This window comes from Paraburkholderia sp. MPAMCS5, assembly GCF_036016995.1.
Classification (GTDB): Bacteria; Pseudomonadota; Gammaproteobacteria; order Burkholderiales; family Burkholderiaceae; genus Paraburkholderia.
In genome coordinates, this window is the sequence record NZ_JAYXBK010000002.1 from 256,915 (window position 1) to 273,117 (window position 16,203).

Sequence of the window (16,203 nt, forward strand, 5' to 3'; positions counted from 1 at the left end):
GCTTAGCGGCGCTTCAGCAGACTCACGCCATACACCACCGCGGAGAGCGCGGTGATCCAGAAGCTCGTCGGCCAATCGGTGTAGAAGGCGAGCGTCAGTCCCAGCCACGCTTGCAGCAGCGCGAATGCCGCGGCGAGCACGAGGCCGGCGGAAAGCCGCGTCGTCATGTTTTGCGCAGCGGCGGCCGGGCCGACCATCAGCGTGAAGACCAGCAGCACGCCGACAATCTGCGTGCAGGCCGCCACCGCGAGCGCGGCAATCGCGAGAAACAGCACCGACACGAGACGCAGCGACACGCCCTTGGCTTCGGCCAGTTCCGGCTGCAACGAGGCGAACAGCAACGGCCGCATGATCGCCGCGAGCGCGAGCAGGCTGATGACGCCCAAGGCCGCGAGCACGCCGAGCGTCGATACGTTCACGCCGAGCACGTTGCCGAACAGCAGCGCGGTGACCTGCGTCGCGTAGGCCGTGAAGAAGTGCAGAAACAGCAGGCCGAAGCCGAGCGACAGCGAGAGAATCACGCCGATCGCCACATCGCGTCCGGCGAGGCGTTCGCCGAGCGCGCCCATGCCGACGCCCGCCGCGAGCGTGAAGCCGATCATCCCCCAGATCGGCGAAATGCCGATCAGCACCGCGCCGGTCGCGCCGGTGAAGCCGACGTGCGAGAGCGCGTGGCCCGCGAAGGTTTGTCCGCGCATCACGAGAAAATAGCCGACCACGCCCGCGAGCACCGCGACGATCCCCGACGCCGCGAATGCGTTCACCATGAAGTCGTATTCAAACATCGTGCGTGTGTCCGTCGCGTGAGTCGTGCTGATGTGAGTGGCCGTGCGTGGGGCCATGTGAAGCGCCGTGCGAATGCGAGTGCCCGCTGTCGTCGTCGTGTTCGTGCTCGTGATCGTGCTTTTCGACTTCGACGCCGCCCGACATCACGAAGATGCGCCCGTTCACGCGCATCACGTCGATCGGCGAACCGTACAGGCGCGAGAGAACGGGCCGGGTGATCACTTCATCGACGGTGCCGAGCGCCGCCACGCCGCTGCCGAGATACAGCACGCGATCGAGCGAGTTCAGCAGCGGATTCAGTTCGTGCGCCGAAAACAGTACGGCAATGCCGAGTTCGCGCTGCACGCGCCGCACGAGTTCGACCACGCTCTTCTGATGATGCGGGTCGAGACTGATCAGCGGTTCGTCGAGCAGCAGCAGTTTCGGATCGCCGAGCAGGCATTGCGCGAGGAGCAAGCGCTGACGCTCGCCGCCGGAGAGTTCCGACAGCGGCCGGTCGGCGAGCTTGGCGCCGCCCACGAGGTCGAGCACGCGCTGCACGTCCGCGCGCGTTTTCGCGTCGGCGTGAGGCACGCCCCAACGGTGGCCGTCGGCCGCCATCGCGACGAAATCGCGGCCGCGCACGCGCCGTCCGGCGAGTGCGCTGCGCGTCTGCGGCATATATCCAATCGACGCATTGCCGCGCTCGACCGGCTGCCCGAGCACGCGGATCGCGCCGCTCGCAGCCGGCACGAGACCGAGCACCGCGCGCATCAGCGTGGTCTTGCCGGCGCCGTTCGGCCCGAGCACGCCGATGAATTCGCCCTGGTTCACGACGAAGCCCGTGTCGCGCAGAATCGTGCGGCCGCCGAGTTCGAGCGTGACGTGATCGAGTTCGAGCACGGGCGCCGCGCGTGGCGCGCTCGTCGCTGGGTTTGTGTTGGCGCTCGCGCTCGCGGGAGCCGGCGTGCTGCCGCCAGTCGGATTCATTGGGTTTTTCCTTTGACGCCGGAGGCCGGTGCATTCGCGCTGCCGGTCGCGCCCGCATCGCCCTGTGCCAGCGCGGCGCCGAGCGCGTCGAGCTGGGTCAGCATCCACGTTTGATAGGTGTTGCCGGCGGGCTCGGTCTCGGTGACGCTGACGGTCGGCACCTTCGATTGCTGCGCGAGTTTCAACATGCGTTTGGTCAGGGCCTCGGTTGCCTGGCTGTTATAGATCAGAACGCGCACGCGCCTTTCGCGAAGATCGCGCTCGAATGCGGCGATGTCGGCCGCACTGGCCTCGGTGTCGTTCATGGCCGCGAGCTGGAAGCGCTGGTTGCGCATGCTGAGGCCGACCGCATCCGACATATAGCCGAACACCGGCTCCGTCGCCGTGACCGGCGTGCCCGCATAGCGGCCGTGCAGTTCGGCGACCTTGGCGTCCACCGGTTTCAGCGACGCGAGAAATTTCGCGAGGTTCGCATCGTACGCGGACTTGTGCGCCGGGTCGGCGGTGACGAGCGCCTCCTTCACCGCGCGCGCCACCTTGGGCATGGTCGCCGGGTCGTACCAGAGATGCGGATTGTCGCCGCTCTTCCGGCCGGTCAGCTCGGCGGCCACGATCGTGGTGCGTTTCGCGCCCTTCGAAGCGGCCAGCAATTTCGCCATCCACGGATCGTAGTCGGCGCCGTTGTACACCACAAGGCTCGCATGCTGCAACGCGCGCGCCGTCTTCGGGCTCGCTTCGAACAGATGCGGGTCCTGGTCCGGATTGCTGAGCACGCTCGTGACGTCGACGCGATCGCCGCCCAGTTGCTGCACGACGTCGCCGTAGAAGTTTTCCGCCGCGACCACCGGTATTTTCGCATCTGCGGCGAACGCGGCATGGCTTAAGGCGAACGCGGCTGTGACTGCGGCGACATACTGGGAGAGCAACATGGTGCCGGTCTTCTTCATCGTGTGTCCTGCGGCGTGAGGGTTGAATGGATCACAAACGTGAGAGGGTGCGATCAGGCCGATGCACACGACGCACGCGACGCGCGGGCGCAGAGCGCGCAAAGACCGCTCAATTCCACGATCTGGCGATGCACTTCGAAGCCATGTGCCGGCGCGCTGTGCGAGAGCTGGCCGGCGAAGGCGTCGCCGGGGATTTCGACGGTCGCGCCGCAGCCGTCGCACATCAGAAACTGGCTGCAATGCGGCACGCCGACTTCGCAGCACGCCACATACGCGTTCTTCGACTCGATCCGATGCACGAAGCCATGCGCGAGCAGAAAGTCGAGCGCGCGATAGACGGTGGTGGGCGGCACACGGCCGCGCTGCGGTTGCAGTGCGTCGAGCACTTCATACGCGCCGATAGGGCGTTCGCTCGCGACGATCGCCTCATACACCTGCCGGCGCAACGGCGTGAGCGACAAGCCGTGCAACGCGGCATGCGCTTCGGCGTGCGCGAGCCGCACGGCGTGATGTTCTGCCATCGATGTAGCCATCGGCGCAAATCTCCTGTCGAAGATGAAAGCCCGCTGCAAGGACCGGTCATGCGGCGAGGTCGCAATGATATAACGTATCTCGAATTTTTGTCAGCGGACACATGGAATTGCGCCGCAGCAGGCAGGGCGGCGCCTTCCGCGCTGCACCATCGAAATCTGATTGCGCGCCTTGACATGACCCGATGCGTGTCCGATGATTCGTTCACAAACAGAGCAATTGATCGTGCAATGAGCGTTCGCTCACTGCGACTCGAAAAGCGAAACGAACCGGAGACATGCAGTGGCGGCACGATTGCAAGACAAAGTGGCTATCTTGACGGGCGCGGCGAGCGGAATCGGTGAAGCCGTCGCGCGGCGTTATCTGGATGAGGGCGCGCAATGCGTGCTGGTCGACGTGAAGCCGGCCGACAGTTTCGGCGACACGCTGCGCGCCTCGCACGGCGAGCGCGTGCTGACGCTCAGTGCGGACGTGACGCGCCGCGAGGATATCGACGGAATCGTGAGTAGCACGCTCGAGCGTTTCGGCCACGTCGATATTCTGTTCAACAATGCGGCGCTTTTCGACATGCGCCCGATCCTCGACGAATCCTGGGACGTGTTCGACCGCCTCTTCGCCGTCAACGTGAAGGGCATGTTCTTTCTCATGCAAGCCGTCGCGCGGCAGATGGTCGAGCAGGGCCGCGGCGGCAAGATCATCAATATGTCGTCGCAAGCCGGGCGGCGCGGCGAAGCGCTCGTCTCGCACTACTGCGCGAGCAAGGCCGCCGTGCTCAGCTACACGCAATCCGCGGCATTGGCGCTTGCGCCGCATAAGATCAATGTGAACGGCATCGCGCCGGGCGTCGTCGATACACCCATGTGGAAGGACGTCGACGCGCTCTTCGCCCGTTATGAAAACCGGCCGCTCGGCGAGAAGAAGCGCCTTGTCGGTGAAGCGGTGCCGCTTGGGCGCATGGGCGTTCCGGAAGACCTGACCGGCGCGGCCCTGTTTCTCGCATCGTCGGACGCGGACTACATCACCGCGCAAACCCTGAACGTCGACGGCGGCAACTGGATGAGTTGAGCGGCCGAGGCCGCGTTAGCCAGTGCCATTTTCGTAGAACAAACGCAGCATCACAAACGCACGAGAAAGGAGACAACACATGAAGCCAGCCCTGAAATACGCGCTGAAGGCGGCGAGCGCCGGCGCTGTTGCATGCTTCGCGCTGAACGCGTCGGCGGCCACGGTGACGATCGCGACGCTGAACAATCCGGACATGATCGAGCTGAAAAAGCTGTCGCCCGAATTCGAAAAGGCGAATCCGGACATCAAGCTGAACTGGGTGATTCTCGAAGAAAACGTGCTGCGTCAGCGCGCCACGACCGACATCACGACCGGCAGCGGCCAGTTCGACGTGATGACGATCGGCGCATACGAAACGCCGCAATGGGGCAAGCGCGGCTGGCTCACGCCGCTTACGAACCTGCCCGCCGACTACGATCTGAACGACGTCGTGAAGACCGCGCGCGACGGGCTCTCCGCCGGCGGCCAGTTGTACGCGCTGCCGTTTTACGTCGAAAGCTCGATGACGTACTACCGCAAAGACCTGTTCGCGGCGAAGGGCCTGAAGATGCCCGATCAGCCCACCTACGACCAGATCGCGCAATTTGCCGACAAGCTCACCGACAAAGCCAATGGCGTGTACGGCATCTGCTTGCGCGGCAAGGCGGGCTGGGGCGAAAACATGGCTTATGGCACGACCGTGGTGAACACGTTCGGCGGCCGCTGGTTCGACGAAAAGTGGCACGCGCAACTCACGTCGCCGGAATGGAAAAAGGCCATCACGTTCTATGTCGATCTGCTGAAGAAAGACGGCCCTCCGGGAGCGAGTTCGAATGGCTTCAACGAAAACCTCACGCTGATGTCGTCGGGCAAATGCGCGATGTGGATCGACGCCACGGTGGCGGCCGGCATCCTGTACAACAAGCAGCAGTCGCAGATCGCGGACAAGGTCGGTTTCGCCGCAGCGCCGGTGGCGGTCACGCCGAAGGGTTCGCACTGGCTGTGGGCGTGGGCGCTGGCCATTCCGAAGTCGTCGAAGCAGGCCGACTCGGCGAAGAAGTTCATCGCGTGGGCCACGTCGAAGCAGTACATCGAACTTGTCGCGAAGGATGAAGGCTGGGCCTCGGTGCCGCCGGGAACGCGCCAATCGACCTACGCGCGCCCCGAGTACAAGCAGGCCGCACCGTTCGGCGACTTCGTGCTGAAGGCGATTGAAACGGCTGATCCGGATCATCCGACGCTCAAGCCTGTTCCGTACACCGGAGTTCAGTTCGTTGGGATTCCTGAATTCCAGTCGTTCGGCACCGTGGTCGGTCAGAGCATCTCCGGCGCGATTGCCGGCCAGATGACGGTCGATCAGGCGCTCGCGGCAGGCCAGGCGACCGCGGATCGCGCGGTGAAGCAGGCCGGGTATCAGAAGTAATTCAGCACCACGCCACTGCATTCGAGTGGCACGCGCCGGCTGACGCCCGTCAGCCGGCTCACGCAGCACAGCGGGCCGTCATGGCCGCGCCCACGCCGTCTCGTCGAGTTGTATTTGTAGCGACATCGCGGCTCACGCGGCTCGTGCCGCCCGGGCATTATCGAACAGGTGGTCAATCATGCGTCCTCTGCGCCTGCCTCTCATGCATGCCCATCCCCAGACAGAAAAAGAACGCGAAACGCGCAAGGCAAATTCCGCGCGCTGGCTCGTGTCGCCGTCGGTCGCGGTCCTGGTGTTATGGATGACGATCCCGCTCGCGATGACGATCTGGTTTTCGTTCTCGCGCTACAACCTGTTGAACCCGGATCTGAAGGGCTTTGCCGGCTTCGACAACTATCAGTTCCTTGCCGGCGATCCGTCGTTTGGCCCGTCGATTCTTCACACGCTCCAGTTGATCGTGTCGGTGCTCGTGATCACGGTGGGCGGCGGCGTGCTGATGGCCATTCTGTTCGATCGGAAGTTCTACGGCCAGGGCGTCGCGCGACTGCTTGCCATTGCGCCTTTCTTCGTGATGCCGACCGTCAGCGCGCTGATCTGGAAGAACATGATCCTGCATCCGGTGTACGGCCTGATCGCGCAGGGCATGCGCGCGCTCGGCATGCAGCCGATCGACTGGTTCGCCGAATATCCGTTGACGGCGGTCATCATGATCGTCGCGTGGCAATGGCTGCCGTTCGCGTTTCTGATTCTGTTCACGGCGATCCAGTCGCTCGATCAGGAGCAGAAGGAAGCGGCGCGCATCGACGGTGCAGGTCCGTTCGCGATGTTCTTCTACATCACGCTGCCGCACCTGAAACGCGCGATTGCCGTCGTGGTGATGATGGAGACGATTTTTCTGCTGTCCATCTTCGCCGAAATCTACACGACGACCGGCGGCGGTCCGGGCACCGCGACCACGAACCTGTCGTACCTGATCTATTCGCTCGGCCTGCAACAGTTCGACGTCGGTCTCGCATCGGCGGGCGGCATTCTCGCTGTCGTGCTGGCCAACATCGTGTCGTTCTTCCTCGTGCGGATGCTCGCGAAGAACCTCAAAGGGGAGTACGAAAAATGAGCCATGTTGCCTCTACTCCGGCGTCGAACACGACGCCCGTCACCGTGCCGACCAAGTCTCCGTTCGATGTCATTCGCCGCGGCATTCCCGGCGTGCTCGCGTGGCTGGTTTCATTGCTGCTGTTCTTCCCGATCTTCTGGATGACGATCACCGCATTCAAGACGGAACAGCAGGCGTACTCGTCGTCGCTATTTTTCACGCCAACGCTCGACAGTTTTCGCGAGGTCTTCGCGCGCAGCAATTACTTTCTGTTCGCGTGGAATTCGATCCTGATCTCGGTCGGCGTCACGGTGCTGTGCCTGATTCTCGCCGTGCCCGCGGCATATGCGATGGCGTTCTTCCCGACACGCCGCACACAAAAAGTGCTGCTATGGATGCTCTCCACCAAGATGATGCCGTCGGTCGGCGTGCTGGTGCCGATCTATCTGTTGTGGAAAAACAGCGGTTTGCTCGATACGGTGTCGGGTCTCGTGATCGTCTACACGCTGATCAATCTGCCGATTGCGGTGTGGATGGCGTTCACGTATTTCGCTGAAATTCCGCGCGACATTCTCGAAGCGGGACGGATCGACGGCGCGGCGACATGGCAGGAAATCGTCTATCTGCTGATGCCGATGGCGTTGCCCGGACTTGCCTCCACGGCGCTCCTGCTCGTAATTCTTTCGTGGAACGAAGCATTCTGGAGCATCAACCTGTCGAGTTCGAACGCTGCGCCGCTGACGGTGTTTATCGCGTCGTACTCGAGCCCTGAAGGCCTTTTCTGGGCCAAGCTGTCCGCGGCTTCGCTGCTGGCGGTGGCGCCGATTCTGATCGTCGGCTGGTTGTCGCAGAAGCAACTCGTGCGCGGCCTCACGTTCGGGGCGGTCAAATGACGCCAGGCATGGGTTCGGCGAATTTCGCGCTGATCTGCGATTGCGACGGTGTGCTGATCGACAGCGAAGCGGTGGCGGCGCGCATGCTCGTGCATGAGCTGGAAGCGCGCTGGCCCGGCGCCGATGTCGAGCCGGTGGTGTTGCCGCTACTCGGCCTGCGCATTGAAAGAGTGCTGGAGGGCACGGCAATGCAACTCGGCAAGAGTCTTGGTCTTGACGACATCGACGCGATTCGCCGTTCCGTGGAAGCCGCGGCGATGCAGGCGCCGCCCGTCGAGGGGATCGAGCAGGCGCTGGCGCAGGTGCCGCTCGTCAAAGGTTGCGCGAGCAACAGCTTCCGGCCTTACGTGGAGACTGTTCTCTCGCGTACGCGACTCGCGCGGTTTTTCGGCGACCGTCTTTTTACCGCCGATAGCGTGCCCAATCCCAAGCCCGCGCCCGATGTCTATCTGGCTGCCGCGAGGGGATTGCGTCTTGCGCCGTCGGCGTGCCTCGTGGTTGAAGACAGCGTGACCGGTGTCACGGCGGCAAGCGCGGCGGGCATGACGGTGCTGGGCTTTATCGGCGGCGGTCATGCAAGCGACGCGCAGATCGACAAGCTGCACGCAGCAGGCGCGCGCCATGTGTTCGACGACATGGAGCAGTTGCCGGAACTCGTCGCGCAATGGACGCTGAGCGCGACAGCCGCGGCGCCGTAAGCGCGGACGCATCACGACCAGCACGCAAGCGAACGCACAAGCAACACATAGCATTACACGGAGACACATCATGGCAAGCGTAACTCTGCGCAACATCCGGAAGGCCTATGACGACACCGAGGTGATGCGCGACATCAACCTCGACATTGCGGACGGCGAGTTCGTCGTGTTCGTGGGGCCAAGCGGCTGCGGCAAATCGACATTGATGCGGATGATCGCCGGTCTGGAGGACATCAGCAGCGGCGACCTCACCATCGACGGCACACGCATGAACGAGGTGCCGCCCGCCAAGCGCGGCATTGCGATGGTGTTCCAGTCGTACGCGCTTTATCCGCACATGACGCTGTACGACAACATGGCGTTCGGCCTCAAGCTCGCCGGCACGAAGAAGCCGGAGATCGACGCGGCCGTGCGCAACGCCGCGAAGATCCTGCATATCGATCATCTGCTCGACCGCAAACCCAAGCAGCTATCCGGCGGCCAGCGGCAGCGCGTCGCGATCGGCCGCGCGATCACGCGTAAGCCAAAGGTGTTTCTGTTCGACGAACCTCTGTCGAATCTCGACGCCGCGTTGCGCGTGAAAATGCGCCTGGAATTCGCGCGTCTGCACGACGAACTGAAGACCACGATGATCTACGTGACGCACGATCAGGTCGAAGCGATGACGCTCGCCGACAAGATCGTCGTGTTGTCGGCGGGCAATCTGGAACAGGTCGGCAGTCCGACGATGCTGTATCACGCGCCCGCCAACCGCTTCGTGGCGGGCTTCATCGGGTCGCCGAAAATGAATTTCATGGAAGGCGTCGTGCAGTCCGTCGCGCACGACGGCGTGACGGTGCGCTACGAAACCGGCGAGACGCAGCGCGCCGCGGTGGAACCGGGTTCGGTCAAGCAGGGCGACAAGGTGACGGTCGGCATTCGCCCCGAGCATCTGCATGTCGGCATCGAAGACGGCGTGTCGGCCCGCACGATGGCCGTCGAATCGCTAGGCGACGCGGCGTATCTCTACGCGGAGTCGAGCGTGGCGCCGGACGGTTTGATCGCGCGCATTCCGCCGCTCGAACGGCACGCGAAGGGCGACATGCAAAAGCTCGGCGCGACGCCCGATCACTGTCATTTGTTCGATAGCGATGGCAAGGCGTTCCAGCGCAAGATCGTCGAAGTGCTGGCGGCCTGAACGATTGCGGGAAGGCACGTTGCCTTCCCGCCGATCTTTCCATTCATGCAAAGCGGGCGGCCCGGGATGCGAGCGCAGCCCACGCCTTTTTCACACCTCCAGCGCCGCGCGTGCGCAGAGTTCGTCGGTGACGAGCCCCGATAGCCACCCGCCCTTGAGCACGGCAATCAATGCGTCGCGTTTGCGCTGGCCACCCGCGAAACCGATGGTCGGGCGATGCGGCGGCGAGTCGATTGCGATACTGGTCACGCGCCGGCCGGTGGGCGACTCGACGCGCGCGCCGGCTGCGTCGATCGGCAGTCCGAGCATTTCGGCCACCGCGCCGTTCTGCATCAACTCCTTCACTTCCGCCGACGTGATGAAGCCGTCTTCGTGCAGCGGGCATTTCGGCCCGATATTGCCGATGCCGACGAACGCCACATCCGCTTGCGCCGACAGCGATTCGACGATCCGGTAGAGCCGGTGATTGCACCATTGCGCGCGCTCGGCTTCGCTATCGGCGATCAACGGCGCGGGCAGCAGAAAATGCTTGCCGCCGGTCTTTTCAGAAATGTGCAGCGCGACGTCGTAGCGGTTCGAGGAGCCGTCCTGAGCGATCGCTCCGACCATGGATACCAACCGATGCTGCGGACGGTCCAGTTGCGCGACCTGATCGACGGCGGCCTTCAAGGTTCGGCCGCTGCTCACGGCGACCACCATGGGCTTTTCTTCCGCGAGATAACGCTCCATCACCTGGGCGCCGGCCACCGCGAGTTTGCGGTCGACTTCCTCGGGTGTGTCGCTGTCGATCGGCACCACTTCGCACATCGCAAGGCCGTAGCGTTTCGACAGTTGATCGGCGAGCGACAGGCAGTCGGCCAGTTGATGATCGACGCGCACGCGAATCAGATTCTTTTCCACCGCGAAAGCGACGAGCCGTTGCGCGACCGGGCGCGACACCTGAAGCTTCTCGGCAATTTCATTCTGCGTATTCCCCGCGACGTAGTAGAGCCACGCGGCGCGAGTAGCAAGGTCTAGTTTTTCTGTGGATCTGGGCACGGTGACAATTCGCTTGAAGTGCGCCGATGATAGCAGCCGGTCTGCGCGTTTCGACGCGGCCGGCTGCGGGTTGGGGCTGTGCCTTGCGCGCGCTGTGCGATTTCAGGCGAGCCGCTCGCGCGCCGGGTCGAAGAGCGGCCGCACGTGGCGGAACAGCGCGCGATACGCGTCGAGCCGCGCGCGCAATTCGGCATGGCGGCGCGGGTTCGGCGTGAACTCCTTTTCAATCGGCGGTTTGCTCAGCACGGTGGCCGGATCGCCGCCCGCCGCGAGCCAGCCGAGGCGCGCCGCGCCGAGCGCCGCGCCGGTCTCGCCGCCGCCGTGCTTGCGCGTGGCGGTGTCGAGCGCGTCGGCGAGCAACTGCGCCCAGTAATCGCTGCGTGCGCCGCCGCCGAGCAGCGACAGCGCCTTCGCCTCGGTGCCGGCCGCGCGCAGTGCATCGAGGCCGTCGGTCAGCGCAAGCGTCACGCCTTCGAGCACCGCGTAGCCGAGCAGCGCGCGATCTGTTGCGTGATTCATGCCGAAGAAAACGCCTTGTGCATAAGGGTCGTTGTGCGGCGTGCGTTCGCCGGACAGGTAAGGCAAAAAGAGCGGCGCGGTGTTGAGCGCGTCGGCGGGAAGTGCTTCGATTTCGGCGAGCAGCGTGGGTTCGTCGGTCGAGGTGAGCTTGCAGACCCAGCGCAAGCAGCTTGCCGCCGAGAGCACCACGCTCATCTGATGCCAGCGGTCAGGAATCGCGTGGCAAAACGCGTGCACGGCCGAAGCGGGATTGGGCCTGAAGCTGTCGCCGACCACGCACAACACGCCCGACGTGCCGAGCGACACGAAGCCGTCGCCGGGTTGCGTCGCGCCGATGCCGATCGCGCTCGTCGCGTTGTCGCCGCCGCCGGCCGCGACGATCACGCCGTCGCTCAAGCCGAATTCACGCGCGACTTCGGGCAGCAACGTGCCGGAAGGCGCGCTGCCTTCGGCGAGGCCCGGCATCTGCGCGCGCGTCATGTTGCAGGCCGCGAGCAGCGAATCGGACCAGTCGCGTTTGGCGACATCGAGCCACAACGTGCCGGCCGCATCCGATGGATCGGACACCTTGCCGCCAGTCAGTTGCAGACGCAAATAATCTTTCGGCAGCAGCACGCATGCGGTTCGCGCAAAGATGTCGGGCTCGTGACGCGCGACCCAGAGCAGCTTCGGCGCGGTGAAACCTGGCATCGCGAGATTGCCGGCGACGCTGTGCAAGTCCGGCGCGCGCTCCGTGAGTTCGGCGCATTCCTTGTCGCTGCGCATGTCGTTCCACAGAATCGCGGGGCGCAACACGCGGTCTTCGGCGTCGAGCAGCACGGCGCCGTGCATCTGTCCCGAGAGGCCGATGCCGCGAATCCGCGCGAATTCGTCCGGATTTTTCGCGCGCAACGCGGCGAGCGCGCTTCGCGTGCCGGTCCACCAGTCTGCGGGATTCTGTTCGGCCCAGCGCTGATGCGGACGCGAAACGGTAAAAGGCGAGCCCGCTGTGCCGATCACACGTCCGGTGGAGTCGAGCAGCAGGACTTTCACTTCGGACGTGCCGAGGTCGATGCCGAGATACATGGGCGCGAAACCTTCGTCGTTAGAGATGCGCTACTTTAGCCGCACGTGCCGCGCGCTGCCATGCGCATTAAGCCTGGCAGCGCGTGGGAATCGGGCACGACGCTCAAATGAAGCGGCCGTGAATGTGCGGTGTTGTCTAGGCCTGCCCGCGTTGGGCGAGCCACGCGTCGACGCGCGCGAGCGCGCCCGCCAACGCGGATTGGAGTTCCGGCGTCTGCCCTATGCTGCCCCACAGCAGCCGGTCTGCCGCGAACGCCTGCAATGGATCGGGCGCGGCGAAGAAACCGCGCGCGACGCGCTCGTCCATCACGCCGTCCTGATACGTGTAGGGCAGCGTGCCCGCCTGCCAGCGTTCGAGAAAGCGGAAGAACAACGCGGGCAGCATCGCGGTGGCCGCGGGCGTGACGCCGCGCTCGAAACACTCGGCGAGCGTGGGCGCGATGAAGCCGGGCAGCTTCGAAAAGCCGTCGGCCGCGACGCGCTGGTTCGTGTCCTGGATATAAGGATTGCCGAAGCGTTCGAGCACGACGTCGCGATAGCGTTCGAGATCGAGCGGACTCGGCGACAGACAGGGAATCACATCTTCGGTCACGTAGTCGAATGCGAACTGGCGGATGTCCGCGTCGTGCGTGCCTTCGTGAATGTAGTTCAGCCCCACCAACGTTCCTGCCCACGCAATGCAGCTATGCGTCGCGTTGAGGATGCGGATCTTCGCTTCCTCATAAGGCAATACGGAGTCCACCAGCTCCGCGCCGGCTTTTTCCCACGCGGGACGGCCCGCAATGAAGCGCTCCTCGATCACCCATTGGATAAACGCTTCGCCCATCACCGGGCAGGCGTCGTCCACGCCGGTCGCGGCCTTGACGCGCTCGCGCACGTCCGGCGTCGGGCGCGGCGTGATGCGGTCCACCATCGAACTCGGACACGCGGTGTTGTCGTCGAACCATTGCGCGAGATCGTCCGCGCCGCGCAGTTCGAGAAACGCGCTCATGCCTGCATGAAAGCGCTCGCCGTTGCGGCGCAGGTTGTCGCAGGTTTGCAGCGTGACGGGGCCTGCGCCGTTTTTCATGCGCGCGTCGAGAATTGCCGCGAGCGCGCCGTAGATGGTCGTGTGTCCGCCTTCGAGGTCGGCCGTGAGATCGGGATTGGCCGTGTCGAGCTGGTCGTGTTCGTCGAGGTAATAGCCGCCTTCGGTGACCGTGAACGAAATGATCTTGCAAGCGGGATCGGCGCCCGCTTCGATCAGCGCGTCGAGGCTTTCGGTCCACGGCACCACGCGCTCGATCGAGCGGATCGTCTCGTATGCGCGCGCGCCTTGCGGCGTGACAGTCTCAAGCGTGTAGACGCCGTCTTGCGCGGCGAGCGCTTCGAGCACCGCGTTCATGTCGCTGCGAATATTGCCGACAGTGAGCGACCAATGCGGCTCTCCCGGCAGCTTCGCTTCGTTCAGCTTGTGGAGATACCACGCCTGATGCGCGCGATGAAACGATCCCGCGCCGATGTGCAGGATCACGTGTGCGGCCGCGCCGCTGCCTTGCCCGCTGCTCATATGCGTCTCCAATGTCGGCCAGTCTCGGCGCTTCGGCGCCTACGCCGGTCTCTTGCAATTGATGTTTTGCTGTCCGGGCCCGCGCGGCTTGTCGCGCGCGTGAATCCCGCGCGTTACCGTGAGCGATTCGCTATAGAGCATTTGCTCTGTATGTGAGCGAATGATCGTACCCGCCGAATCGAAAGTCAAGGCAACGGCGCAGGGTTTTCGTGGCGCGGCGCGGCGCGGCTGAGGCATGGCGCGAGACGAATTGCGCGATGCGAGCCCGCGGGACGCGCTTCGTCGCCTGTTTTGCATTGCATCATTCGTGACGTCGCGCGGCTCGGGACTTATCCGAATGCAAAAAAGTATCGGTCGGAGGTTTTCATTTTTAGTGGTGGCTCGCGCGTTTGAAGGCTATTTTTCGCTCTACAACCCGAAGGGCAGCGGGATTCTGCGGGAGTGGCTTGATGGAGCATGGAGGCGGATTGTGCAATCCGATTTCGGGATCGCGGCCGCACGCCGCGACGCTGGACTGGTCGGTGATCGGCGATCGCAATGAACTGGACGTGCGTGGCGCGCATCCTGGACCGTATTGCTATCCGATCATGAAGCCGCGCGGCACATAGACGTGCACCGCCTGGCTGCTGCGCCATTCGCAGAGCGTGGCTTCGCCAGCGGGCGTGCGAGAGTGAAACGCGGTACCGCGCGGTATCAGGAAGCCCGTGCCGAGGTGTCCACTTTTATGGCCGGGGTAGACACGGGCAACCGTGATTGAGGGCGTGGGCCGAACGTAGTTCGGGTAGACCGTTTCGAGCAGTGCTTGCGACAGCATCGGAAATGCGTCGTCGATGCGCAATTGCATACGCGCGGCCATGAAACAGAACGACTCGATCAGGCGCTCGACGTACGGGTCGGCAATGTCGCCCGCTTGCATGCCTAGGCGCCGTGCGACCTTTGGATGCGCTTGCGCAAATTCGGCTGCGAGTTCGCGCAGGTAGAGCAGTTCCCGGCTGTAGTGTTCAAGCAGGCGCGGGTCCATTCGCTATTCCGTGCATAGGGCGACTTCCTTACCTCTCAGGTTTTGATTTAATTAGGTATGCAAAAAATATTATTGCAGAAAGCGCACACCACTGTCTGCGAGGAAATTTCAGAAAAAACAATAGGAAACTACGCGAGGCGCGTTGCAGCCTGGCTGCAGAAGAGTCGCGCGGCGACACCCAAGGAAAACTCAGCAGAGGAATGTAAAGAACGACCACACGGCGCGCGCAGCGCCGGCGGAAGAATGACTGCCTTGTCACAGGTGCGGAGTGTGCGAAGACACGGATTCCAGATGAGCCACTGCCCACTCCAAGCCAAGGGTCCCGCCTAAGAGCTAGCGGTGTGAGCCGCTTTCTTTGCTTACTTTCTTTGCGGCCGCAAAGAAAGTGAGTGCCGCCCCGCACAGGGGCAACACCAATAGACCACTAACACAACAAGAAAAGCCCCCCAAAAAAACCAACCCGCCACAGGCAAAAAGAACCGCTACAACACAGTCCTAACATGCCAAAGCTCAGGAAACAAAACCACATCCAGCATCTTCCTGAGATAAGGCGCTCCACTGGTCCCACCCGTTCCCTGCTTGAACCCGATAATCCTCTCAACCGTGGTCACATGCCTGAACCGCCATTGCCGGAAGGCATCCTCCAGATCGACCAGCTCTTCGGCCATCTCATACAGCTCCCAATGCTGCGAAGGATTGCGATAAACCTCCAGCCAGGCCGCTTCGACGGAAGCATCGTGAACCGTGGGCTGCGTCCAGTCCCGCTCCAACCTGGAAGGCGAAATCGCAAACCCGCGACGTGCCAGCAGCTTCACCACTTCGTCATAGAAAGAGGGCGACTCCAGCGCAGCCTTGACCTCGGCAAACACATCGGCCCGATGCGCATGCGGCTTCAACATCTGCTCGTTCTTGTTGCCAAGCAAGAATTCGATCTGCCGATACTGATAAGACTGGAACCCCGAAGAGCTGCCCAAATAAGGGCGCATCGCCGTGTATTCGGACGGCGTCATGGTCGCGAGCACGCTCCAGGCTTGCACCAGTTGCTCCATGATTCGCGAGACGCGCGCGAGCATTTTGAACGCCGGCGGCAACTCGTCGCGATGCACCGCTTTCAACGCGGCACGCAACTCGTAGAGCGCGAGCTTCATCCACAATTCGCTCGTCTGATGCTGAATGATGAACAGCATCTCATTGTGATCCGGCGACAAAGGATGCTGCGCCTCCAGCACCGTGCCGAGCGACAGATAATCGCCGTAGCTCATCGACCTGGAGAAGTCGAGTTGCGCGTCGTGCCAGCCCTCGCCGGCAGCCGTCGCAGCCGAAGCCTCGCCAAGCGCGGCGTGGCCACTCGAAGCACCACTCGGCGCCGCCTGTCCGTGCCCGAACGGGCAGCCTTGCGCGGGCTGCTCTTCCGGCAAGCCCGGCGTTTGCATGTGATCGTTCATGGCGT

The 16,203-nt window shown here is 63.5% G+C and carries 15 protein-coding genes and 1 pseudogene; 7 read left to right on the forward strand and 9 right to left on the reverse strand.

The genetic code is table 11. The annotated features are described in order from the left end of the window. Nucleotides 1-2: 2 nt before the first annotated feature. The 4 genes from VOM14_RS05185 to VOM14_RS05200 are packed head-to-tail and all read right to left on the reverse strand — an operon-like array spanning nt 3 to nt 3,235. Nucleotides 3-785, reverse strand: coding sequence for a metal ABC transporter permease (locus tag VOM14_RS05185; RefSeq protein WP_327627672.1), 783 nt, complete (start codon nt 783-785; stop codon nt 3-5). After that, on the reverse strand, nt 778-1,755 hold the full coding sequence (locus tag VOM14_RS05190; protein WP_327627673.1) for an ABC transporter ATP-binding protein: 978 nt from the start codon (nt 1,753-1,755) through the stop codon (nt 778-780). Before VOM14_RS05190 ends, VOM14_RS05185 begins: the two co-directional genes overlap by 8 nt. Then, a complete protein-coding gene (locus VOM14_RS05195; RefSeq protein ID WP_327627674.1) occupies nt 1,752-2,702 on the reverse strand; it encodes a metal ABC transporter solute-binding protein in 951 nt (316 codons plus the stop codon). The genes VOM14_RS05190 and VOM14_RS05195 overlap by 4 nt, the downstream gene beginning before the upstream one ends. A gap of 53 nt (nt 2,703-2,755) precedes the next feature. Beyond that, nucleotides 2,756-3,235: a Fur family transcriptional regulator gene (locus VOM14_RS05200; protein ID WP_327627675.1), complete on the reverse strand. Its 480-nt coding sequence runs from the start codon at nt 3,233-3,235 to the stop codon at nt 2,756-2,758. A 280-nt stretch (nt 3,236-3,515) separates the two neighbouring features. Here VOM14_RS05200 and VOM14_RS05205 point away from each other — a divergent pair, with 280 nt between their 5' ends. From VOM14_RS05205 to VOM14_RS05230, 6 genes are all read left to right on the forward strand, one after another. Next, complete coding sequence (locus VOM14_RS05205; protein WP_327627676.1) at nt 3,516-4,298, forward strand: L-iditol 2-dehydrogenase; 783 nt, start codon at nt 3,516-3,518, stop codon at nt 4,296-4,298. Nucleotides 4,299-4,377: 79 nt separating this feature from the next. Then, complete coding sequence (locus VOM14_RS05210; protein ID WP_327627677.1) at nt 4,378-5,700, forward strand: ABC transporter substrate-binding protein; 1,323 nt, start codon at nt 4,378-4,380, stop codon at nt 5,698-5,700. A gap of 178 nt (nt 5,701-5,878) precedes the next feature. After that, the gene (locus tag VOM14_RS05215; RefSeq protein WP_327627678.1) at nt 5,879-6,814 is read left to right on the forward strand and encodes a carbohydrate ABC transporter permease; all 936 of its coding nucleotides are present in this window, start codon (nt 5,879-5,881) and stop codon (nt 6,812-6,814) included. After that, a complete protein-coding gene (locus VOM14_RS05220; RefSeq protein WP_327627679.1) occupies nt 6,811-7,686 on the forward strand; it encodes a carbohydrate ABC transporter permease in 876 nt (291 codons plus the stop codon). Before VOM14_RS05215 ends, VOM14_RS05220 begins: the two co-directional genes overlap by 4 nt. Then, a complete protein-coding gene (locus VOM14_RS05225; RefSeq protein WP_327627680.1) occupies nt 7,683-8,384 on the forward strand; it encodes an HAD family hydrolase in 702 nt (233 codons plus the stop codon). The genes VOM14_RS05220 and VOM14_RS05225 overlap by 4 nt, the downstream gene beginning before the upstream one ends. A 70-nt stretch (nt 8,385-8,454) precedes the next feature. Continuing rightward, entirely contained in the window at nt 8,455-9,561 is a 1,107-nt protein-coding gene (locus VOM14_RS05230; RefSeq protein ID WP_327627681.1) for an ABC transporter ATP-binding protein, read from the forward strand. Nucleotides 9,562-9,651: 90 nt separating this feature from the next. On the opposite strand, the gene VOM14_RS05235 is transcribed toward VOM14_RS05230, so the two are convergent. The 3 genes from VOM14_RS05235 to dalD all read right to left on the reverse strand — a co-directional run bounded on the left by VOM14_RS05235 (nt 9,652) and on the right by dalD (nt 13,732). After that, the gene (locus VOM14_RS05235) at nt 9,652-10,599 is read right to left on the reverse strand and encodes a sugar-binding transcriptional regulator (RefSeq protein WP_327627682.1); all 948 of its coding nucleotides are present in this window, start codon (nt 10,597-10,599) and stop codon (nt 9,652-9,654) included. 102 nt (nt 10,600-10,701) lie between these two features. After that, complete coding sequence (gene xylB / locus VOM14_RS05240; protein WP_327627683.1) at nt 10,702-12,183, reverse strand: xylulokinase; 1,482 nt, start codon at nt 12,181-12,183, stop codon at nt 10,702-10,704. Nucleotides 12,184-12,319: 136 nt separating this feature from the next. Continuing rightward, on the reverse strand, nt 12,320-13,732 hold the full coding sequence (gene dalD, locus VOM14_RS05245; protein ID WP_327627684.1) for a D-arabinitol 4-dehydrogenase: 1,413 nt from the start codon (nt 13,730-13,732) through the stop codon (nt 12,320-12,322). Between the two features lie 337 nt (nt 13,733-14,069). Between dalD and VOM14_RS05250 the strand changes: the two genes are divergently transcribed. After that, nucleotides 14,070-14,273: a hypothetical protein gene (locus VOM14_RS05250; protein WP_327628130.1), complete on the forward strand. Its 204-nt coding sequence runs from the start codon at nt 14,070-14,072 to the stop codon at nt 14,271-14,273. 63 nt (nt 14,274-14,336) lie between these two features. On the opposite strand, the pseudogene VOM14_RS05255 reads toward VOM14_RS05250, so the two are convergent. Both VOM14_RS05255 and kynA read right to left on the reverse strand, forming a co-directional pair. After that, a pseudogene (locus VOM14_RS05255) lies at nt 14,337-14,753 on the reverse strand (type VI secretion system baseplate subunit TssF); the annotation flags it as partial. 482 nt (nt 14,754-15,235) lie between these two features. Next, the gene (gene kynA / locus VOM14_RS05260; RefSeq protein ID WP_327627685.1) at nt 15,236-16,198 is read right to left on the reverse strand and encodes a tryptophan 2,3-dioxygenase; all 963 of its coding nucleotides are present in this window, start codon (nt 16,196-16,198) and stop codon (nt 15,236-15,238) included. Nucleotides 16,199-16,203: the final 5 nt, after the last annotated feature.